Here is a 20,632-nt window from a genome sequence, read left to right as displayed (position 1 = left end):
GTGCGTCATGCAGCCCTTCGTCATTGCTCCATCGATTCTCTCTGCCGACTTCGCCCGCCTGGGTGAGGAAGTGGACAAGGTGTTGGCCGCCGGTGCCGACTTCGTGCACTTCGATGTCATGGACAACCACTACGTACCCAACCTGACCATCGGCCCGATGGTGTGCGCCGCGTTGCGCAAGTACGGCATCACTGCGCCGATTGATGCGCACCTGATGGTCAGCCCGGTGGACCGTATCGTCGGTGACTTCATCGAGGCGGGTGCGACTTACATCACCTTCCACCCAGAAGCTACGTTGCACGTTGACCGCACTTTGCAACTGATCCGCGAAGGCGGCTGCAAGGCGGGTTTGGTATTCAACCCGGCTACTCCGTTGAGCGTGCTTGAGTACGTGATGGACAAGGTCGACATGGTCTTGCTGATGAGCGTCAACCCAGGCTTCGGCGGGCAGAAGTTCATCCCTGGCACCTTGAACAAGCTGCGTGAGGCCCGTGCGCTGATCGATGCGTCGGGGCGTGACATTCGCCTGGAGATCGACGGCGGGGTCAACGTCAACAATATTCGTGAGATCGCCGCAGCGGGTGCCGATACCTTCGTGGCTGGCTCGGCGATCTTCAACGCCCCGGACTACCAGGCTGTCATCGACAAGATGCGTGCCGAACTGGCGCTGGCGCGTCCATGAGCGGTTTTGAGCAGTTGTTCCCCGGCAAATTGCCACGGCTGGTGATGTTCGATCTGGACGGTACCTTGATCGACTCGGTGCCTGACCTGGCGGCCGCGGTGGACCAGATGCTGCTCAAGCTGGGGCGCAAGCCGGCAGGGGTCGAGTCGGTGCGCGAATGGGTCGGCAATGGCGCGCCGATGTTGGTGCGCCGGGCCCTGGCCAACGACATCGATGCCACGGGTGTGGATGAGGTAGAGGCAGAGCATGCCTTGGAACTGTTCAATGCCGCTTATGAAAGCAGCCACGAACTGACCGTGGTTTACCCCGGTGTGCGCGACACCCTCAAGTGGTTGAGCAAGCAGGGCGTGGAAATGGCCCTGATCACCAACAAGCCGGAGCGCTTCGTTGCGCCGTTGTTGGACCAGATGAAAATCGGTCGCTACTTCCGCTGGATCATCGGCGGCGATACCTTGCCGCAGAAAAAACCCGACCCTGCGGCGCTGTTTTTCGTAATGAAAATGGCCAATATTCCGGCATCTCAGTCGCTGTTTGTCGGCGATTCACGCAGTGATGTGCTGGCGGCCAAGGCGGCGGGCGTGCAGTGTGTGGCCTTGAGTTATGGTTACAACCATGGCCGGCCGATTGCGGAGGAGTCGCCAGCGTTGGTCATTGATGACCTGCGACTGCTAATCCCCGGTTGCCTGGGCGCTGGCGCTGAGATAACGTTGCCCGACATTGATTCGTCCCCTTCTGGAAATTCCATCGTGGTGGTCACTCGCAAACTCTGGATGAAAGTCATCAAGGCCCTGGCCCGCTGGCGTTGGCGCGCCTGACTGATCCTGGCCGCGTTTGCGGCACGTTTGCCTACCTGACTGTTTGACCCTCACACCACGAGGCACCTCATGACCCGCGAAGAATTCCTGCGTTTGGCCGCTGCCGGCTATAACCGTATCCCCATGGCTTGCGAAACCCTGGCCGACTTCGATACGCCGCTGTCGATCTACTTGAAGCTGGCCGACGAGCCCAACTCCTACCTGCTCGAGTCGGTACAGGGCGGTGAGAAGTGGGGGCGTTACTCGATCATTGGCTTGCCATGCCGCACGGTGCTGCGGGTACACGACCATCATGTGAGCATCACCCATGATGGCGTGGAGATCGAAAGCCATGACGTAGAAGATCCGCTGGCTTTTGTCGAAACCTTCAAGGCGCGCTACAACGTGCCGACCATCGCTGGCCTGCCGCGCTTCAATGGCGGCCTGGTGGGGTACTTCGGCTATGACTGCGTGCGCTATGTGGAGAAGCGCTTGGGCAAATGCCCGAACCCGGACCCGCTGGGCGTGCCGGACATTTTGCTGATGGTGTCCGACGCGGTGGTGGTGTTCGACAACCTCGCCGGCAAGATGCATGCGATTGTCCTTGCCGACCCTGCCCAGGCTGATGCCTTCGAGCAAGGCCAGGCCAACCTGGAAGCGCTGCTTGAGAAACTCCGCCAGCCGATCACCCCGCGTCGCGGCCTGGACCTCAGCCGCCCACCCGCGGCCGACCCGGTGTTCCGCTCAAGCTTTACCCAGGATGACTACGAGCGTGCCGTCGATACCATCAAGGAATACATCCTCGCCGGTGACTGCATGCAAGTGGTGCCATCGCAACGCATGTCCATCGACTTCAAGGCGGCGCCGATTGACCTGTACCGCGCACTGCGTTGCTTCAACCCGACGCCGTATATGTACTTCTTCAATTTTGGCGACTTCCACGTCGTGGGCAGTTCGCCGGAAGTGCTGGTGCGGGTTGAAGACAACCTGATCACCGTGCGCCCGATTGCCGGCACGCGCCCCCGTGGCGCGACCGAAGAAGCCGACGTGGCGCTGGAAGAAGACCTGCTCAGCGACGACAAGGAAATCGCCGAACACCTGATGCTGATCGACCTGGGGCGCAACGACACCGGGCGTGTCTCGGAAATCGGCTCGGTGAAACTGACCGAGAAGATGGTCATTGAGCGGTATTCCAATGTGATGCATATCGTGTCCAACGTCACCGGCGAGCTGAAGGCCGGGCTGACGGCGATGGACGCACTGCGGGCGATTTTGCCGGCGGGCACATTGTCGGGGGCGCCGAAGATCCGTGCGATGGAAATCATCGACGAACTGGAGCCGGTCAAGCGTGGTGTCTACGGCGGCGCCGTCGGGTATTTTGCCTGGAACGGCAATATGGACACCGCCATTGCGATCCGCACGGCCGTGATCAAGGATGGCGAACTGCATGTGCAGGCTGGCGGCGGGATTGTGGCGGACTCGGTGCCGGCCCTTGAATGGGAAGAAACCCTGAACAAGCGTCGTGCGATGTTCCGTGCCGTGGCATTGGCAGAGCAAACTCCACAAGACTGAAGCTGGAATAAAAAATGTGGGAGCGGGCTTGCCCGCGATGGCGGTGTGTCACTTGAGATATTCAGTGACTGATCCACCGCCATCGCAGGCAAGCCAGCTCCCACATTTGTTTTGCGCAGTATTTAGAAATCCAGACTGACCCCGACATTGATGCCTTGCTGGGTCAAATTGTCATCCTTCCTCAGGTTATACGCCGCGCGCAGTGCCAGGTCCTGAGTCAGCTTGTGGCTGACACCCAGGCTCAAGCGGTCAGAGTTACTGCGAGGCGTATAGCCGTCCAGCTTGAAGTCGATTCCCTGGACGCTGTTGAGCGAAATGTTCACCTTCTGGGTGTCATTTTCAAACTCATGCTCGTGTGCAACTTCGCCAAAAACCTGGGTTTGCGGCGCGATGCGGTAGCTGCCTTGCAGGCCGACGCCCAGGCGCTTGGAGTCGCGTTGTTGATCATCAAAGGTCAGGGCGGTGGAGCGGCTGTTTTTCTCCGAGTAACCATTGACTTCAACCCGCGCGTAATCGGCGCTGATGAACGGCGACAGGTGCCAGTCGCTGCCCGGTGTGGCGATGTCATACCCCACGCGGCCGCTCAGTGCCCAGAGCCAGCCATCGGTATCACCTTTCTCCGAGCCTTCACTGACACCCAGGGCGAACTTGCGCTTGAGGCTGTCGAAGTCCAGCTTGCCGCCGGTCAATGCGGCATCGGCCCACCAGTGATTTTGCTGATACTGAGCGAAAGCCGTGCCCATATAGCTGTTGAGCTTGTAGTCCGAATCATTGGCACCGGCTTCGAGGGTCTGCCGATACAGGCCAGCGGCAACGCCCACGCGCCAGTTTTCATCGAGCCGGTAGCTGCCACCGATATTCAGGTTGTAGCCGCTGCCGTCGCCACTGGCCGAGCTGCTCTGATCATCGAAATCCAGGCGTTGGCCGCCGCCGGCCACTATGGCGCGCCATTGGCCGACGGCTTGCCAACTGCCGTTGTCTGCTTGCCATTGGTTACGCAGCTCGTCCTGGTGGGCGCGCAATGTGCCTTGGGCCATTTCCGGCAGCAAGGTCAGTTCCCACGGCGCGGCGAGTAGCGAATAGGCGTAGTCGGCAATCAAGCGTTGCCCGGCCACAGTAGGGTGGACCGAGTCGTTGTAGATCAGCTTGGTCGGGTCCGGATTGGTACCGCCGATGCCGTAGGTTGGGTTGGCGGTGCAACTGTTGCCGCTGAAGCAGGTGCCGGTCAGGTTCTGGCCGGTGGCGAGGCCGAAGCGGGCCGGATCGGCGAAAGCCTCGTTCAACAACAGCGGGATGTTCAGCGGGATAACCTGCGCATCCACTTGTGACAGGCGCTGTACCAGGGACTGGTTGAAAATATTGCTCAGGGCCGAGGTCGCTGCTTGCTGTGGGGTGCCGTTGATGGCCGGCGTCAGCCCCAGGTCGGGTAGCATCCAGACCATGATGTAGCGTGCGCCGGCCTGTTGCAGAGCCTGGGCGCTGTCCGCCAGACGCCCACCTGCGGCGACCGCTTGAGCGGGGCTGAGTACCCGGCCTTGGAGGAAGTCGTTGCCGCCACCGGAAAGGAAGTAGAGCGCGTTCGGGTCAGCTCTCCCACCATTGGCCGGCAAATAGCCCTGCCGGCTGCGCAACACGGTGCCACCGCCGGCATTGCCGGGGGGAATCGCAGCATCGGAGACTGAGGTAATAGAGTCGAGGATATTGTCGGTACGGTAACCACCCACTGCCCAGTTGTTCCCGTCTGGCAAACCTTGGGCTGCGCGAACGGGTGAGGTGGAGGCATTCAGGTCGTTGGGGGCTACCCCCAATTTGGCACCCAATAGGGTTGAAGAGACCAGGCCGTATTCACCCTGAAAGTTCGCCCCGGTTCGGTTGGTAAAGCGCAACGTGGCACCGGCCGAACCGTCGGGAAACTGGCCTGCATCAGCCAGGCTATCGCCGAAAACCACCATGGTTGAATAAGGTGACGGGGCTGCGAACGCCTGGGCGCAGGCCAATGACAGGAGGCAGCCGGCAAGGGGAGCGAAAAACGCTGGTCTGAGCATGCAAGATTCCATTCGGTTGTTTTTATGTAGGAAGTGAAACACTAGCAAAATTTCTAGCATTTTCTGTAGGGATATGTGGAATCTGCCTACGTTGGCCCCCGTATTTGCGGCTCCATATTGCACCGCTGGCGAGCCTACGTTACTGTGCCTGAACGTATGAATGAGACCCTCCCCGTGTTGATCATCAGCAAACTCTTGATGCGAGTAGTCAAGGCACACGCCCGTTGGCGTTGGCGCGCCTGACATTTTTCTCTGCCGGCCTGGCCGGACCTGTACCGATTTGCCTTCTTCACCCGTTGCCTGACGCCCCTTGCCAACTCACCCTGGCAACCGGAACGTGCGTCTGGCAGCGGGTCACACGCTTGGAAGGCGGTCATTTGAAATCAGTGAATTCAAGAGGTTTGAACCCACATGTTGCTGATGATTGATAACTACGACTCCTTTACCTACAACGTTGTGCAGTACCTGGGCGAGCTGGGTGCCGAGGTCAACGTGGTGCGCAACGATGAACTCACTGTTGCCGAAATCGCCGCGTTGAACCCCGAGCGCATCGTCGTCTCACCTGGCCCGTGCACGCCGACCGAAGCGGGCATCTCTCTGGAAGCTATCCAGTATTTCGCCGGCAAGCTGCCGATCCTGGGCGTCTGCCTGGGCCACCAGTCCATCGGCCAGGCGTTTGGTGGTGATGTGGTGCGCGCGCGGGAGGTCATGCACGGCAAGACCAGCCCGGTGTTCCATCGTGACCTGGGTGTGTTCCAGGGCCTGAACCTGCCGGTGACCGTGACCCGTTACCACTCACTTGTGGTCAAGCGTGAAACCTTGCCCGAATGCCTGGAACTGACCGCCTGGACCCAATTGGAAGACGGCTCGGTCGACGAGATCATGGGCTTGCGTCACAAGACGCTGAACATCGAAGGGGTGCAATTTCACCCTGAATCAATCCTGACCGAGCAGGGCTACGAGCTGTTCGCCAACTTTCTCAAGCAGAGCGGCGGCACGCGCTAAGGACTTTTCATGGATATCAAGACTGCCCTGAGCCGTATCGTCGGCCATCTGGACCTTAGCACCGCGGAAATGAGCGATGTGATGCGCGAGATCATGACCGGCCAATGCACCGATGCCCAGATCGGCGCCTTTATGATGGCGATGCGCATGAAGAGCGAAAGCATCGACGAAATAGTCGGTGCGGTGTCGGTGATGCGTGAGCTGGCGGACAAGGTCGAGCTCAAGACTCTCGACGGCGTCGTCGATGTGGTGGGCACCGGCGGTGACGGTGCGAATATTTTCAACGTGTCGACCGCCTCATCTTTTGTGGTGGCCGCCGCTGGTTGCACCGTCGCCAAGCACGGTAACCGTGCAGTGTCTGGCAAGAGCGGCAGTGCCGACTTGCTGGAAGCGGCCGGTATTTACCTGAACCTCACGCCGGTGCAAGTAGCGCGCTGCATTGACAGCGTTGGTATCGGCTTCATGTTTGCCCAGTCCCATCATGGCGCAATGAAACACGCTGCCGGCCCGCGTAAGGACCTTGGCTTGCGTACCCTGTTCAACATGCTCGGCCCGCTTACGAATCCGGCCGGTGTGAAGCACCAGGTGGTAGGCGTGTTCAGCCAGGCGCTGTGCCGGCCGCTGGCCGAAGTCTTGCAACGCCTGGGCAGCAAGCATGTGCTGGTGGTGCATTCCAAGGATGGCCTCGACGAATTCAGCCTGGCGGCGCCGACCTTTGTGGCGGAGCTCAAGAACGACGAGGTCACCGAGTATTGGGTCGAGCCCGAAGACCTGGGTATGAAAAGCCAGAGCTTGCACGGTCTGGCGGTGGAAAGTCCGGCAGCTTCACTGGAGCTGATTCGTGACGCCTTGGGGCGTCGCAAGACCGAAAACGGTCAGAAAGCTGCGGAAATGATTGTGCTCAATGCTGGCGCAGCCCTTTACGCCGCCGACCATGCCTATAGTCTCAAGGAAGGTGTCGCCTTGGCCCACGATGCGCTGCACACCGGCCTGGCTCGTGAGAAGCTCGAAGAGCTTGGAGCATTCACCGCCGTATTCAAGATGGAGAATGAAGGATGAGTGTGCCAACTGTTCTGGAAAAGATCCTGGCCCGCAAGGCTGAAGAAGTGGCCGAGCGCCGCGCCCGCGTGAGCCTGGCCGAGTTGGAAGCGCAGGCGAAGAGCGCCGAGGCACCACGCGGCTTTGCCAATGCCTTGATCGCTCAGGCCAAGCTGAAGCAGCCGGCCGTGATCGCCGAGGTCAAGAAAGCCTCGCCGAGCAAAGGCGTGATTCGCGAACACTTCGTACCCGCTGAGATCGCCGTCAGTTACGAGAAGGGTGGGGCAACCTGCTTGTCTGTGCTGACGGATATTGACTACTTCCAGGGTTCCGACCCGTTCCTGCAACAGGCGCGCGCTGCGTGCAAGCTGCCGGTGATCCGCAAGGATTTCATGGTCGACCCGTACCAAATCGTCGAAGCTCGTGCCTTGGGTGCCGACTGCGTGTTGCTGATTGTCTCGGCATTGGATGACGTGAAGATGGCCGAGCTGGCGGCCGTGGCCAAAAGCGTCGGCCTGGACGTGCTGGTCGAAGTGCATGACGGCGACGAGCTGGAGCGCGCATTGAAGACCCTCGATACTCCGCTGGTAGGCGTCAACAACCGTAACCTGCATACCTTCGACGTCAGCCTGGAAACTACCCTCGACCTGCTGCCGCGTATTCCGCGCGATCGCTTGGTGATTACCGAGAGTGGCATCGTCAATCGCGCCGATGTGGAATTGATGGAAATCAGTGGTGTGTACTCGTTCCTGGTGGGCGAGACCTTTATGCGCGCCGAGAACCCGGGGGCGGAACTGCAGCGTTTGTTCTTCCCGGAGCGCGGTACGACGATCAGCGGTTCGACACTAGACTGATTTGAAATACGCTCGGAACTGTAGGCGCTGGCTTGCCTGGATAGCGGCGGGTCAGCCAACCTCTGTGTAGCTGACACACCGCTATCGCAGGCAAGCCAGCACCCACATTGGTTTTGTGTTTATTCAGGTAGGTAGGTGTTCGATGCTCCAGCCCGTGATCATGACTGTCGAAGCTGGCCTTGCCGCCGAGCAAGACCTATTGGCAGCGGTTTGCGCGGGTGAGCAGGTATTCGGATTGCTGTTCTGGCAGCCCAGTGACCAAGCGCTGGTCATGCCGCGCCGTTTGAGCCGGCTGCCGGCATTCGCGGCGGCGAGCCAGGTTTCGGCCGATGCGGGTTGGCCGGTATTGCTGCGTGAAACCGGCGGTGAGCCGGTGCCGCAGTCCGGCGCCACGGTCAACATCGCCCTGGTCTATGCCCCGCCCCGTAGCGAAGGCGACCAGGGGCGCATCGAAACCGGCTATCAGCGCTTGTGCCAACCGATCTGTGATCTGTTGATCGAGTTGGGTGGCGATGCGTCCGTCGGCGAAATTGACGGTGCGTTTTGCGACGGTCGTTACAACGTCAACCTCAATGGCCGCAAAATGGTGGGCACTGCCCAGCGTTGGCGGCAAAGCGGTGGCCGCCCGGTCGGGTTGGTGCATGGGGCGATGTTGCTGGAGAATGATCGTGAGGAATTGATTGCGGCGGTCAACCGCTTCAATCAAGCCTGCGGCTTGGAGCAGCGGGTTCGCGCCGATAGCCATATCGCACTGCACGAAGCGTTTCCCGCGCCGGACGCGATCCGTCGGCTCGACACGTTGTACCGGCAGATGCTGGCTGGCTTCCTGCCGCTCTAGCGAGTACCGAACACCACCATCGTCTTGCCTTTGACGTGCACCAGGTTGCGTTCTTCCAAATCCTTGAGCACTCGGCCGACCATTTCCCGCGAACACCCGACAATACGTCCGATCTCCTGGCGCGTGACTTTGATCTGCATGCCGTCGGGATGGGTCATGGCATCGGGTTGTTTGCATAATTCCAGCAGGCAGCGAGCGACGCGGCCAGTGACATCAAAGAACGCCAGGTCGCCGACCTTACGCGTGGTGTCGCGCAGGCGCTGGGCGATCTGACCGCTCAGGGCGTACAAGATGTCCGGATCATGCTGGGCCAATTCGCGAAATTTCGCATAGCTGATTTCGGCCACTTCGCACTCAACTTTGGCCCGTACCCAAGCACTACGTTCCTGCTCTTTGCCTGCTTGTTCAAACAAACCCAACTCACCGAAGAAGTCTCCGGCGTTGAGGTAGGCAATGATCATCTCACGGCCATCCTCATCCTCGATCAGGATGGTGACCGAGCCTTTGATGATGAAGAACAGGGTTTCTGAACGCTCGCCGGCGCAGATGATGTTGTGCTTGGCCGGATGACGCCGGCGCTGGCAGTGCTGCAGCAGCTTGTCGAGGTTCTTGATCTTGGATGTGGGAGTAAGAGCAACCATGGTTGTATCCCGAAAAAGACTGCGCGGTGTCGTTGGCGTTGTTTTTATCCAGCGGCATCTCATTGATGCACGCCGTACAAGACATGGCAATGCGCCATTCATTTGGCGCCAGCTTACCAGACACCTTCTGTCGCGATTAGCCAATTTAGCGGGCAAACGCTGTCATTTATCGATTTTATGCAGGGCGCTGCTGTTTCAAGGCCCTGTGCTAAGCTGGCGACCCTTTTTTAGCAGTGGAGTCTGGGCGATGAAGGCACGCATCCAATGGGCGGGCGAAGCCATGTTCCTCGGTGAGTCGGGCAGCGGCCATGTGGTGGTCATGGATGGCCCGCCGGAAGCCGGCGGTCGGAATCTGGGTGTACGCCCCATGGAAATGTTGCTGCTGGGTGTGGGCGGTTGCAGCAATTTCGACGTGGTCAGCATCTTGAAGAAGTCCCGGCAAGCCGTGGAAAGCTGCGAAGCCTTCCTGGAGGCCGAGCGCGCCACTGAAGACCCCAAGGTTTTCACCAAGATTCATATGCATTTCGTGGTCAAGGGCCGGGCGCTGAAAGAAGCCCAGGTCAAGCGTGCCATCGAGCTGTCGGCCGAGAAGTACTGCTCAGCATCGATCATGCTGGGGGCCGCGGGCGTGGTCATTACCCACGACTACGAAATCATCGAGCTGGGTTGATTACAGCAGGCAAAAGAAAGGGCGCTTCGAGCGCCCTTTTTTCGGTTCAGATTCGATAGGTGCTTTTGGTCATGACCTTGGCCAGCAGGCTCATGCCGAACCGTACCGGGGCTGGAAAGCGGAAGCCGCCCGCGTCCAGCGCGCTCTCTGCGTGATGTTCTTCATCGATGCGCATCTGCTCAAGAATGGCCCGTGACTTTTCGTCTTCGGCCGGCAGTTGCTCCAGGTGTTCGTCCAGGTGCTTGCACACCTGATGTTCTGTCGCGGCCACAAACCCCAGGCTGACTTTGTCGCTGATCAGCCCGGCAGCCGCGCCGATACCAAACGACAAGCCATAAAAAAGTGGGTTGAGCACGCTGGGATGGCTGCCCAGCTGGCGGATGCGTTGTTCGCACCAGGCCAGATGGTCGATTTCTTCCTCGGCCGCATGCTCCATCGCCGTGCGTACCTGTGGCAACTTGGCGGTCAGCGCCTGGCCCTGGTACAACGCCTGGGCACAGACTTCACCGGTATGGTTAATGCGCATCAGGCCAGCGACGTGACGGGTATCGGTGTCGCTCAGCTGTACATCCGGCTGCACGATGGCGGGCGAGGGACGGTAGGGCTGGCCGCTGAACGGCAGCAGGGTGCGCATGGCCATGTCGGCTTGCAGCAACAGACGGTCAATCGGCGAGTAGTGACGTTGGGTAGTCATGCTGACCTCCGGGAAGAATCTCGGCGGCCAGTTTACCGCAAGAGAGCGTCCAGCGTTTGTGCTGAGTCAATTTGCCCTTGTGCACTCAGCCCGGTGGCCAGTTCATCTGGCGCTGACCCAGCACGTGCATATGGATGTGGTAAACGGTTTGCCCGCCGTCTTCATTGCAATTCATCACCACACGAAAGCCTTTTTCGCAGCCTTGTTCCACGGCCAGGCGTTGGGCGGTGAACAGGATATGGCCGGCCAGCGCCTTGTCGTCCTCGGTCAGGTCGTTGAGGGTACGAATGGGCTTTTTCGGGATAACCAGGAAATGCACTGGCGCCTGCGGGGCGATATCGTGGAAAGCCAGGACTTGGTCATCTTCATAGATGATCTTCGCCGGTATTTCCCTGTTGATGATCTTGGTGAACAGAGTATCCACAGCTGTATCTCCATCGTGAAAAGTGAGGTGAGTGTACGTAGGCCATCAGCGTGGGCAATAGGCTTTGTTGATGGCGCCGGCAATTTTGCGGGTGAGCCAGCGGGGGCTCAGGCGTGGGCTGAACGTCAGCCAACGATTGCGGCGCCCGGGAATGATGATGGCCTTGTTCTTTTCCAGCGCCCGCACGGTGTACAGCGCGACTTCTTCCGGGCTCATCAGCTGCTGGCTGCGGTCGAGTTTCGCCGTATCCATCTGCGCGGTGCCGAAGAATGCGGTGCGCGTGGGGCCGGGGCACAGCACTGAAACCTTGATGCCGCAGGTCTTCAATTCTTCGCGCAACCCTTCGGAGAAGTGCAATACGTAGGCTTTGCTGGCGTAGTAGCTGCTCATCCACGGCCCAGGCTGGAAGGCAGCGACCGAAGCCACATTGAGGATTTGCCCGCCGCCATGCAGGGCCATGGCATTGCCCAGTGCGTGGCACATGCGGGTCAAGGCCAGGATGTTGACTTCGATGAGGTCCTGCTCGGTCATCCAGTCCTGGGCCAGGAACGGCCCGCTGGTGCCGATGCCGGCGCAGTTGACCAGCAGGTCGATCTGTCGCTCACCCTCTTCGAGCTCCAGCAAAAAGCCGGACAAGCGCAGCGGCTCGCCCAAATCACAGGCACGAAACAGCACCTCGACGCCGAAGCGTTGAGTCAACTCCAATGCAATGCTTTCCAACTGATCACGCTGGCGGGCCACCAGAATCAAGCTACGGCCGCGCCGTGCCAAGGCTTCGGCCAATGCCAGGCCGATGCCACTGGAGGCGCCGGTGATCAGAGCGTAACGGGTCATGCCTTTCTCCATCGCAACGCCACCGGCCTATGACAGTGCGTCACAGGCGGCGGGCGTTTCTTCACTGTTCTGGAGAGTCTACAGGTTCGGCTGCATCGTCAGCACTTTGCGCTTCGGCTTCGTCAACGATAGCGCTTTGATCGGCGTCTGCATCGGAGGTAATGGAGCTGCTTTCGTAGCTGCTGTCCATGTTGGCTTCAAGCTGGTCCAGGTAGCCATTCATGCCCAGGGTGACGACGATGATGAGCATCAAGGGAATGAACGCCAGCCACAGCGAGGCCAGGATTTTCACCGCAGTGGAGTTGCGTGGTGGTGGCGCGCCGTACTGGTTGGCGCCCGTATTGCCTGGCAATACCAGCAATAGCAGTGGGAATACGCTGTTTACCAGCGGAACCAGGTTGAGCAGGTACAGCCAGCCAGACCAGCCCAGGTCATGCAGGCGCTGCACGCCGATTTGCACGCTCACCACTACCAATGCCACAAACAGCGCGAAACCCAGCAGCGAGCCAATAATGACGGCGATGGTTGGCGAGGCTGTCGCCACCGCGAAGCCCACCGTACTGATGATGCCCGCTGCCACCAGCATCGCGACGGTCAGTGCCAGCGTCCAAGCCAGGTAGCGCAGGCGCCCGATGCGCCCGTGGATGGTGAATACCTTTAGGGTGGCGAACTCCGGCAGGTCGTCGCCAACTGCGGCGCGTGGCGGTGCATAAGGTGACGCAGCGGCGCGGTCAGAGGTTGACGAGTCCGTCTCGTGGGTTTCTGCAAGGTTGAACGCCACGGGTTGTTCGGCCTCGATGCGAGCGTCGATCCCGGCATTGTGCAGTGCCGTCAGGTAAGTTTGCGCGTCGGGCTGGGACAGGTCGCGCTTGAGCGCGACGGGGCGGCCGGTGAAGAGTTTTTCGATTGCTTCAACATCGCTTTTGAATAACTCGGCGAGGTTCAGCTTGGCGGTGGTGCTTTCGACACCTGGGCGCAAGGCTCCGTCAAACACAATCTTGAAACGGCTGTCGCTCATGCGGGCATCCTTGTCACTTAATCAGGGAGAGTATGCAGGCCTGTCCAGTTGGCAGGCCCGGCAGTGGGTCAGCGTGGCCAGCGCAGTTGCGCGGCGTGCTCGCGTGCTTTGCGGTATTCGGCATCCAGGCGCGCTATGAGCTCATTCACAGTGGGTACATCATTGATCTCACCGACGCCTTGGCCAGCAGACCATACAGTTTTCCACGCTTTGGCCTCATCGCTCAATGGCTTGAGCTTGGAACCGAAATTGACTTCACCCTTGCCTTGAAGCGCAGCAAGGTCAAAACCGGCATTTTCCAGGCTCTGGCGCATAAAGCTTGCAGGTACGCCGGAGACTGCAGGAGTGTGCACGATGTCGGCAGCGCGGGATGTGAGCAGCATCTCCTTATAGGCATCCGGTGCCTGACTTTCGGTGGTGCCGATAAAGCGCGTACCGAAATATGCCAGGTCTGCCCCCAGCATCTGGGCGGCAAGAATTTCGTGCCCATGGTTAAGGCAGCCCGCCAGCAGCAGGGTTTTGTCGAAGAACTGGCGAATTTCGGCAATCAGCGAAAAGGGGCTCCAGGTACCTGCGTGGCCACCCGCACCAGCGGCGACGGCAATGAGGCCATCAACACCCGCCTCGGCGGCTTTCTCGGCATGGCCTCGGGTAGTGACGTCATGAAATACCAGGCCGCCGTAGCTATGAACCGCGTCCACCAACTCCTTTACCGCACCGAGACTGGTGATGACGATGGGCACCTTGTGCTCGACGCAGATCGCCAGGTCTGCCTCCAGGCGCGGGTTGCTGTTGTGCACGATCAGGTTCACGGCATAGGGCGCAGGGTTGTCCAACTGAGCCAGACCCGCTTCGATTTCTTCCAGCCAGGCCTTGAAGCCACTGCTTTCGCGTTGGTTGAGCGCCGGGAAACTCCCAACTACCCCGTTGCGACAGCAGGCCAGGACCAGTTGCGGATTAGAGATCAGAAACATCGGCGCGGCCACCACGGGCAGGCGCAGACGTTGTTCCAGCAGAGCGGGCAGCGACATTGGAGGTTCCCCGAGTAATTGACGTTAGAACGGTTTGACCACGACCAAAATTACGATAGCCAGCAATATCAGAACCGGGACTTCATTGAACCAGCGATAAAAGACATGGCTGCGGGTGTTTTCGCCACGGGCGAAGCGCTTTACCTGTGCGCCGCACATGTGATGGTAGCCAATCAGCAGGACGACCAGGGTCAGCTTGGCGTGGATCCAGGCGCCCGACTGGAAAATGCCGGGGTTGAGGGCCAGCATCCAGATGCCGAAGACCAGTGTGGCAACCATCGCCGGGCCCATGATGCCCCGGTACAACTTGCGCTCCATGATGCTGAAGCGTTCCTTGCTGACGGTGTCTTCGCTTTGGGCGTGGTAGACGAACAGGCGCGGCAGGTAGAACAGCCCGGCAAACCAGCAAACGATGCTGACGATATGGAAGGCTTTGACCCATAGATAGAGCATTTTAGTTATTCCCAGGTTCACGGTAGCGAAGATAGTAGTGGCTCATGCGCCCGTACGTCACGTTGACGGTTGTCGCAGGACGATACGGCCCCTATTATCGACGGCTTTCCAGTGGGTTCGTTGAGGGCAGGTTTATGGTCAAGGTCGGTATCGTCGGCGGCACGGGTTACACCGGTGTCGAATTGCTGCGTCTGTTGGCTCAGCATCCGCAAGCTGAGGTGGTGGTCATCACTTCCCGATCCGAAGCCGGGCTGGCCGTGGCCGATATGTACCCGAACCTGCGAGGCCACTATGACGGTCTGGCGTTCAGTGTGCCGGACACCAAGACCCTGGGTGCCTGCGACGTGGTGTTCTTCGCCACGCCTCACGGTGTCGCCCATGCTCTGGCCGGTGAGCTGCTGGCGGCCGGTACCAAGGTTATCGACTTGTCGGCAGACTTCCGCCTGCAAGACGCCGATGAGTGGGCCAAATGGTACGGCCAGCCCCATGGTGCGCCGCAGCTGTTGGAAGAGGCGGTTTACGGCCTGCCGGAAGTCAATCGTGAGCAGATCAAGCAAGCGCGCCTGATTGCAGTGCCGGGTTGCTATCCGACGGCGACGCAATTGGGCTTTCTGCCATTGCTAGAGGCTGGCTTGGCGGATGCGTCGCGCCTGATCGCGGACTGCAAGTCGGGCGTCAGTGGTGCGGGCCGTGGTGCGGCGGTAGGTTCGCTTTACTCCGAAACGTCGGAAAGCATGAAAGCCTATGCGGTAAAAGGTCATAGGCACTTGCCGGAAATCCGCCAGGGTTTGCGTCGCGCTGCCGGCCAGGATGTGGGGCTGACCTTCGTGCCGCACCTGACACCGATGATCCGCGGGATTCACTCCACGCTGTATGCGACCGTCACCGATCGCTCGGTAGACCTGCAGTCGCTGTTTGAAAAGCGTTATGCCAATGAGCCGTTCGTCGATGTGATGCCGGCCGGTAGCCATCCGGAAACGCGCAGCGTGCGTGGTGCCAATGTGTGCCGTATTGCGGTGCATCGTCCGCAGGATGGCGACCTGGTGGTGGTGTTGTCGGTGATCGACAACCTGGTCAAGGGCGCTTCGGGCCAGGCGGTGCAGAACATGAACATCCTGTTCGGCCTGGACGAGAAGTTGGGCCTGTCCCACGCGGGGATGTTGCCTTAACGCGGGCTCACCGTTGCGCAAAAGGCCCGTTGATCGGGCCTTTTGCATTTTTAATGGTCGCTGGGCGGATTGATATACCGTAACAATAGTTGACCGCTTTTCTAGGAGAAGCGGATAATACCGGCCATTACGCATATGGCGGCGCTACGCCGGGAGATTATCAGCATGAGCGTTGAATCCTTCACCCCCACGGCTTTGCAATTCACCCACGGTGCTGCGCACAAGGTGAAGAGCCTGGTCGATGAAGAGGGTAATGATCGCTTGAAGCTGCGCGTATTCGTTACGGGCGGCGGTTGTTCAGGGTTTCAGTACGGTTTTACCTTCGATGAAGATGTGGCCGATGACGACACTATCGTTGAGCGCGAGGGTGTGAGCCTGGTCGTGGATCCGATGAGCTTCCAATACCTGGCAGGTGCCGAGGTGGATTATCAGGAAGGTCTGGAAGGCTCGCGTTTCGTGATCAAGAACCCTAATGCCACCACGACATGTGGTTGCGGGTCTTCGTTCTCGATCTGATCGGTAGCAGATACAAAAACGCCGCTTGGCTTTTACGGGCCAAGCGGCGTTTTGCTGTCTGGGGTCAGGCGGGGTAGATGGCGCCAAGCACTCGAAGCCCACGTGCGCCAGTGACGCTGGGGCGATTGGCGGCGATGCCTTCCAGGCAGCAATGTGCCAGCCAGGCGAAGGCCATTGCTTCTACCCAGTCAGGATCTACGCCGTAGGCCGCTGTAGTGCTGACATGAGTGGAAGGCAGCAACGTTGTCAGCCGGCTCATCAGTGCCCCGTTATGGGCGCCGCCCCCGCAGATCAGCAAGGTTGTTGTGTCAGTCTGGGCGCTTTGCAGGGACTCGACGATGGTCAGGGCCGTCAGCTCCAGCAGGGTGGCCTGTACGTCTTGGGGTTCAAAGGCGGGCAAACGGCCAAGGTGCTGCTGCAGCCAGGCCAGGTTGAACACTTCGCGGCCCGTGCTTTTCGGGCCTTTGGTCATGAAGAACGGATCGCTGAGCAACGTATTGAGCAGTTGGGGTTGGACCTTGCCGCTGGCCGCCCATTGCCCGTTCCGATCAAAGTGTTCGCCGCGCTGCAGGTTAATCCAGGCATCGAGGAGGACGTTCCCCGGGCCGCAGTCGAAACCGGCGACAGGCTCGCCCGTCTCGATCAGGCTGAGGTTGCTGAACCCGCCGACATTCAATACCGCGCGATTGCCCGTCTGTTCGCCGAACAATGCTTCATGAAAGGCTGGAACCAAAGGAGCGCCTTGGCCGCCGGCGGCGACATCGCGGCTGCGGAAGTCGCTGACGACGGTGATGTCTGTCAGCTCGGTGAGAAGGGCAGGGTTGCCGATCTGAACGGTAAAGCCTCGGGCGGGTTCATGGCGAATCGTCTGGCCATGGCTACCAATCGCCCGAATGTCCTGAGGCTTGAGGTTCTGTTGATCCAGCAAGGCGTGGATGCCTTGCGCAGCGAGCGTTACCCATTGTTGCTGTGCAATTGCCGAGCGGGCGATTTCGTCCGGGCCACTGGCGCATAGGCTCAGCAGTTCTGTGCGCAAGGCGTCAGGCATCGGGATGTAATGGGTGGCGATCAGATTGACCGCCGCGCCTTGTTCGATAAGGGCGATATCCAGGCCGTCGAGGCTGGTCCCGGACATCACACCGATATAGAGCGGCATACCTTAACGCTTCGCCGAAGCCAGCATGGTGGAGCGCTCTTGATCCATGCGTGCCATCAGCGGCTGGCTCTGCTGCATGAAGCGCGCGCGTTCGGCCTTGGCAATCGGGTCAGCCATCGGCAGCTTCTGGCCCAATGGGTCGACGTGTACGCCGTTGACCTGGAACTCGTAGTGCAAGTGCGGGCCGGTGGAGAGGCCGGTAGTGCCGATGTAGCCGATCACTTGCCCCTGTTTCACGTTGCCGCCAGTCTTGACGCCCTTGGCGAAGCCTTGCATGTGGCCGTACAGCGTGCGGTAAGTGTTGCCGTGCTGGATGATCACCGTATTGCCGTAACCACCCCGGCGCCCTGCCAACAAGACCTTGCCGTCGCCCGCCGCTTTGATTGGCGTGCCACGCGGCGCGGCATAGTCGACGCCCTTGTGTGCGCGAATTTTGTTCAGAATTGGATGCTTGCGGCCCATGGAGAAACGCGAGCTAATACGAGCAAAGTCAACGGGGGTACGGATGAAGGCCTTGCGCATGCTGTTGCCATCAGCTGTGTAGTAGCTGCTGTTGCCTTGTTTGTTGGTGTAGCGCACGGCGGTGTAGGTTTTGCCACGGTTGGTGAAGCGTGCAGACAGGATGTTACCAGTGCCCACGACTTTTCCGTTGGCTACTTTCTGCTCGTAGATCACGTCGAACTCATCGCCTTGACGGATGTCCTGGGCGAAGTCGATGTCGTAGCCAAAAACGCTGGCCATGTCCATGGTCATGCTGTGCGACAGGCCCGCACGCGCGGCCGATTGCGACAGGGAGCTGTTGATCACGCCATGTACGTAGGCGGAACGCATGACGGGTTTGGTGGTGATTCGGTTGAATGCGAAGCCTTTGGCGCCTTTGCTCAGGCTGATGCTTTCCAGGTCGCTGATACTGGTGTGCAGGTTGTTCAGCTGGCCGTCTGGCGTCAGCTCAAACTCGAGCTTTTGGCCACGTTTGAGCTGAGTGAATTGCTTGGCTTGCTTATCGCTGGCGAGCACTTCATTTACAGCGGCGGCAGGCAATCCAACCTTTTCGAACAGGGTAGATAGTGTGTCGCCTTTGCCCACGATGACTTCGCGGTGCTGGGGATTCTTGGCTGCGACTGCCGCAGGTGCTTCCTGGGTGGCTTGTTGAGTGTCTTCTGGAGCGCTTTCGATCTGTGCGAAAGGTGATTCGGCCGGAGCATTTGTGGCTTGTTGAGCGTCGGAAGCGTCTTGATCTTGTGTCAGTTGTTCAACTGGGCTTTCCAGATCGAGGCTCAGGGATGTTCGTTTGGCTTCAACGTCACTGGAAGGGAATACCAGCAGTGCCAGGCTGAGAAGGGCGGCGATACCACTTGCGGCGAGCAGGTGGGTCTTCGGGTAAAGCGGCGGCGCTTTAGACGGTTCAGTGGTCATAAGTAATTTTGACTTTGAAGATGAAATGGAAAAGATGAATGACATGATGAAGATGAAATAACTGTATAAAATATAACCAAATCATCTGTGGCGCAAGCTCGCGAACGCTGGGCTTGCTGAACGGTGTCCGTGCGCAGGGCAAAACTTGTAATTAGTCCCTGATCTTGTATGGTTGGTTCCCTTTTGAATCTGAGCCTTGCGGGTCTGTTATGAAGTCGGTTGAAGAGCAGCTAGCGCTGATAAAACGTGGTGCGGAAGAACTGTTGGTCGAGGCCGAGCTGATCGAAAAGCTCAAGCGTGGCCAACCCCTGCGTATCAAGGCTGGCTTTGATCCGACTGCGCCGGATCTGCACCTGGGTCATACCGTGCTTATTAATAAGCTGCGTCAGTTTCAGGAGTTGGGCCATCAGGTCATCTTCCTTATAGGTGACTTCACTGGGATGATCGGTGATCCCAGCGGCAAGAGCGCTACGCGCCCGCCGCTGACTCGTGAGCAGGTGCTCGATAATGCCGAGACCTACAAGACCCAGGTATTCAAGATCCTTGATCCAGCCAAGACTGAGGTGGCGTTCAACTCCACTTGGATGGACAAAATGGGGCCGGCAGATTTCATTCGTCTGACGTCCCAGTACACCGTGGCACGCATGCTCGAGCGCGATGACTTCGACAAGCGCTACTCGACCAATCAGCCAATCGCCATCCATGAGTTCCTTTACCCGCTGGTTCAAGGGTACGACTCGGTGGCGCTGCGCGCGGACGTTGAGTTGGGTGGCACCGATCAGAAGTTCAACCTGCTGATGGGGCGTGAATTGCAACGCGCCTATGGTCAGGAGGCTCAGTGCATTCTGACCATGCCGCTGTTGGAAGGCTTGGATGGCGTCAAGAAGATGTCCAAGTCTCTGGGGAACTATGTCGGTATCCAGGAAGCACCAGGTGTGATGTACGGCAAGTTGGTGTCTATTCCGGATGCGCTGATGTGGCGCTACTTCGAGCTGTTGAGCTTCCGCTCGATGGACGAGATCAATGCGCTGCGTGCGGATGTCGAGGCGGGCGCTAATCCTCGCGATGTGAAGATTAAGCTGGCTGAAGAAATCGTTGCGCGTTTCCATGGTGAGGAGGCTGCGGCCAGCGCTCACCGCGCGGCAGGTAATCGCATGAAAGACGGCGAGCTGCCTGACGATCTGCCGGAGATTGAATTGACTGCTGCTGAGGCGATGCCGATTGCGGCTGTGCTTAATAAGGCTGGCTTGGTGAAGAATTCGGCGGTCGCGCGTGATCTCTTGGGTTCGGGCGGTGTACGTATAGATGGTGAGGTGGTTGATCGCACCTTTATATACGAGCTGGGCGCGACTCACGTTTGCCAGGCGGGGAAGAAGGCATTTGCGCGTATTACGCTCAAATCCGAACAAGTCTGAAAATAGGTGTTGACGGCGAATTATATCTGTCTATAATTCGCCCCACTTCCGGCGCAGTCGAAACGGAAAACTCCTTGGTAAACAATGAGTTACGCAGTTTTCGACAGCAAGTTGCTTCAGTTCATCGAAGCCAGAAGGAAAGTGAAAAAGAGGTGTTGACAGCAGCGTGTAACGCTGTAGAATTCGCCTCCCGCTTACGAGAGATCGCAAGCGCAAGTGGTTGAAGTTGTTGAAGAAATCTTCGAAAACTTCTGAAAATAACCACTTGACAGCAAATGAGGCTGCTGTAGAATGCGCGCCTCGGTTGAGACGAAAGATCTTAACCAATCGCTCTTTAACAACTGAATCAAGCAATTCGTGTGGGTGC

General features: G+C 59.0%; 22 protein-coding genes. 11 read left to right on the top strand and 11 right to left on the bottom strand.

The window, feature by feature from the left end; all coding sequences use genetic code 11:
* The first annotated feature begins 7 nt into the window (after positions 1–7).
* The 3 genes from rpe to trpE all read left to right on the top strand — a co-directional run bounded on the left by rpe (position 8) and on the right by trpE (position 3,048).
* A complete protein-coding gene (gene rpe / locus HBO10_RS05855) occupies positions 8–682 on the top strand; it encodes a ribulose-phosphate 3-epimerase (protein ID WP_003194703.1) in 675 nt (224 codons plus the stop codon).
* The gene (locus HBO10_RS05850; protein WP_034128815.1) at positions 679–1,497 is read left to right on the top strand and encodes a phosphoglycolate phosphatase; all 819 of its coding nucleotides are present in this window, start codon (positions 679–681) and stop codon (positions 1,495–1,497) included. The genes rpe and HBO10_RS05850 overlap by 4 nt, the downstream gene beginning before the upstream one ends.
* Before the next feature lie 69 nt (positions 1,498–1,566).
* Entirely contained in the window at positions 1,567–3,048 is a 1,482-nt protein-coding gene (gene trpE / locus HBO10_RS05845; protein WP_034128814.1) for an anthranilate synthase component I, read from the top strand.
* 122 nt (positions 3,049–3,170) lie between these two features.
* On the opposite strand, the gene estP is transcribed toward trpE, so the two are convergent.
* Positions 3,171–5,093, bottom strand: a complete 1,923-nt coding sequence (estP, locus tag HBO10_RS05840; protein ID WP_034128813.1) for an esterase EstP — start codon at positions 5,091–5,093, stop codon at positions 3,171–3,173.
* Positions 5,094–5,504: 411 nt separating this feature from the next.
* Here estP and HBO10_RS05835 point away from each other — a divergent pair, with 411 nt between their 5' ends.
* The 4 genes from HBO10_RS05835 to HBO10_RS05820 all read left to right on the top strand — a co-directional run bounded on the left by HBO10_RS05835 (position 5,505) and on the right by HBO10_RS05820 (position 8,828).
* Positions 5,505–6,098 carry an aminodeoxychorismate/anthranilate synthase component II gene (locus tag HBO10_RS05835; RefSeq protein ID WP_034128812.1) on the top strand — a complete coding sequence of 198 codons (594 nt, stop codon included), beginning with the start codon at positions 5,505–5,507 and terminating at the stop codon, positions 6,096–6,098.
* Positions 6,099–6,107: 9 nt separating this feature from the next.
* Positions 6,108–7,157 (top strand): anthranilate phosphoribosyltransferase, encoded by a 1,050-nt coding sequence (gene trpD / locus HBO10_RS05830; protein WP_003194694.1) that lies wholly within the window; start codon positions 6,108–6,110, stop codon positions 7,155–7,157.
* The gene (gene trpC / locus HBO10_RS05825; RefSeq protein WP_034128811.1) at positions 7,154–7,990 is read left to right on the top strand and encodes an indole-3-glycerol phosphate synthase TrpC; all 837 of its coding nucleotides are present in this window, start codon (positions 7,154–7,156) and stop codon (positions 7,988–7,990) included. The genes trpD and trpC overlap by 4 nt, the downstream gene beginning before the upstream one ends.
* Before the next feature lie 142 nt (positions 7,991–8,132).
* A complete protein-coding gene (locus HBO10_RS05820; protein WP_034128810.1) occupies positions 8,133–8,828 on the top strand; it encodes a lipoate--protein ligase family protein in 696 nt (231 codons plus the stop codon).
* Here the strand turns inward: HBO10_RS05820 and crp are convergent.
* Complete coding sequence (crp, locus tag HBO10_RS05815) at positions 8,825–9,469, bottom strand: cAMP-activated global transcriptional regulator CRP (RefSeq protein WP_034128809.1); 645 nt, start codon at positions 9,467–9,469, stop codon at positions 8,825–8,827. The two genes, HBO10_RS05820 and crp, sit on opposite strands and share 4 nt — an antisense overlap.
* 247 nt (positions 9,470–9,716) lie before the next feature.
* Between crp and HBO10_RS05810 the strand changes: the two genes are divergently transcribed.
* Positions 9,717–10,139 carry an OsmC family protein gene (locus HBO10_RS05810; protein ID WP_003194686.1) on the top strand — a complete coding sequence of 141 codons (423 nt, stop codon included), beginning with the start codon at positions 9,717–9,719 and terminating at the stop codon, positions 10,137–10,139.
* 46 nt (positions 10,140–10,185) lie between these two features.
* On the opposite strand, the gene coq7 is transcribed toward HBO10_RS05810, so the two are convergent.
* From coq7 to hemJ, 6 genes are all read right to left on the bottom strand, one after another.
* Positions 10,186–10,833: a 2-polyprenyl-3-methyl-6-methoxy-1,4-benzoquinone monooxygenase gene (gene coq7 / locus HBO10_RS05805; RefSeq protein ID WP_034128808.1), complete on the bottom strand. Its 648-nt coding sequence runs from the start codon at positions 10,831–10,833 to the stop codon at positions 10,186–10,188.
* Between the two features lie 85 nt (positions 10,834–10,918).
* Positions 10,919–11,257, bottom strand: coding sequence for a histidine triad nucleotide-binding protein (locus HBO10_RS05800; protein WP_003194682.1), 339 nt, complete (start codon positions 11,255–11,257; stop codon positions 10,919–10,921).
* 45 nt (positions 11,258–11,302) lie between these two features.
* A complete protein-coding gene (locus HBO10_RS05795) occupies positions 11,303–12,091 on the bottom strand; it encodes an SDR family oxidoreductase (protein WP_003194680.1) in 789 nt (262 codons plus the stop codon).
* A gap of 61 nt (positions 12,092–12,152) precedes the next feature.
* Positions 12,153–13,109, bottom strand: a complete 957-nt coding sequence (locus HBO10_RS05790) for a DUF805 domain-containing protein (RefSeq protein WP_034128807.1) — start codon at positions 13,107–13,109, stop codon at positions 12,153–12,155.
* Between the two features lie 68 nt (positions 13,110–13,177).
* On the bottom strand, positions 13,178–14,140 hold the full coding sequence (locus HBO10_RS05785; protein WP_169921953.1) for a nitronate monooxygenase family protein: 963 nt from the start codon (positions 14,138–14,140) through the stop codon (positions 13,178–13,180).
* A gap of 24 nt (positions 14,141–14,164) precedes the next feature.
* Positions 14,165–14,593: a protoporphyrinogen oxidase HemJ gene (hemJ, locus tag HBO10_RS05780; RefSeq protein WP_003194674.1), complete on the bottom strand. Its 429-nt coding sequence runs from the start codon at positions 14,591–14,593 to the stop codon at positions 14,165–14,167.
* Positions 14,594–14,727: 134 nt separating this feature from the next.
* On the opposite strand from hemJ, the gene argC reads away from it, so the two are divergent.
* Positions 14,728–15,762, top strand: a complete 1,035-nt coding sequence (argC, locus tag HBO10_RS05775) for an N-acetyl-gamma-glutamyl-phosphate reductase (protein WP_034128805.1) — start codon at positions 14,728–14,730, stop codon at positions 15,760–15,762.
* A gap of 165 nt (positions 15,763–15,927) precedes the next feature.
* Positions 15,928–16,278 (top strand): iron-sulfur cluster insertion protein ErpA, encoded by a 351-nt coding sequence (erpA, locus tag HBO10_RS05770; protein ID WP_003176443.1) that lies wholly within the window; start codon positions 15,928–15,930, stop codon positions 16,276–16,278.
* Positions 16,279–16,342: 64 nt separating this feature from the next.
* Here erpA and HBO10_RS05765 read toward each other — a convergent pair whose 3' ends face one another.
* Both HBO10_RS05765 and HBO10_RS05760 read right to left on the bottom strand, forming a co-directional pair.
* Positions 16,343–17,434, bottom strand: a complete 1,092-nt coding sequence (locus HBO10_RS05765) for an anhydro-N-acetylmuramic acid kinase (RefSeq protein WP_034128804.1) — start codon at positions 17,432–17,434, stop codon at positions 16,343–16,345.
* Positions 17,435–17,437: 3 nt separating this feature from the next.
* Positions 17,438–18,850 (bottom strand): peptidoglycan DD-metalloendopeptidase family protein, encoded by a 1,413-nt coding sequence (locus HBO10_RS05760; protein WP_034128803.1) that lies wholly within the window; start codon positions 18,848–18,850, stop codon positions 17,438–17,440.
* Between the two features lie 209 nt (positions 18,851–19,059).
* On the opposite strand from HBO10_RS05760, the gene tyrS reads away from it, so the two are divergent.
* Positions 19,060–20,265, top strand: a complete 1,206-nt coding sequence (tyrS, locus tag HBO10_RS05755; RefSeq protein ID WP_054896812.1) for a tyrosine--tRNA ligase — start codon at positions 19,060–19,062, stop codon at positions 20,263–20,265.
* Between the two features lie 30 nt (positions 20,266–20,295).
* On the opposite strand, the gene HBO10_RS31105 is transcribed toward tyrS, so the two are convergent.
* The coding region (locus HBO10_RS31105; protein ID WP_222937088.1) for a hypothetical protein at positions 20,296–20,632 on the bottom strand (337 nt) is incomplete at its 5' end.

Source organism: Pseudomonas sp. WS 5503, assembly GCF_012985385.1.
Taxonomy (GTDB): Bacteria; Pseudomonadota; Gammaproteobacteria; order Pseudomonadales; family Pseudomonadaceae; genus Aquipseudomonas; species Aquipseudomonas paracarnis.
The sequence above is the reverse complement of the archived record's forward strand: the minus strand, read 5'-3'. Positions and strand labels throughout refer to the sequence as shown.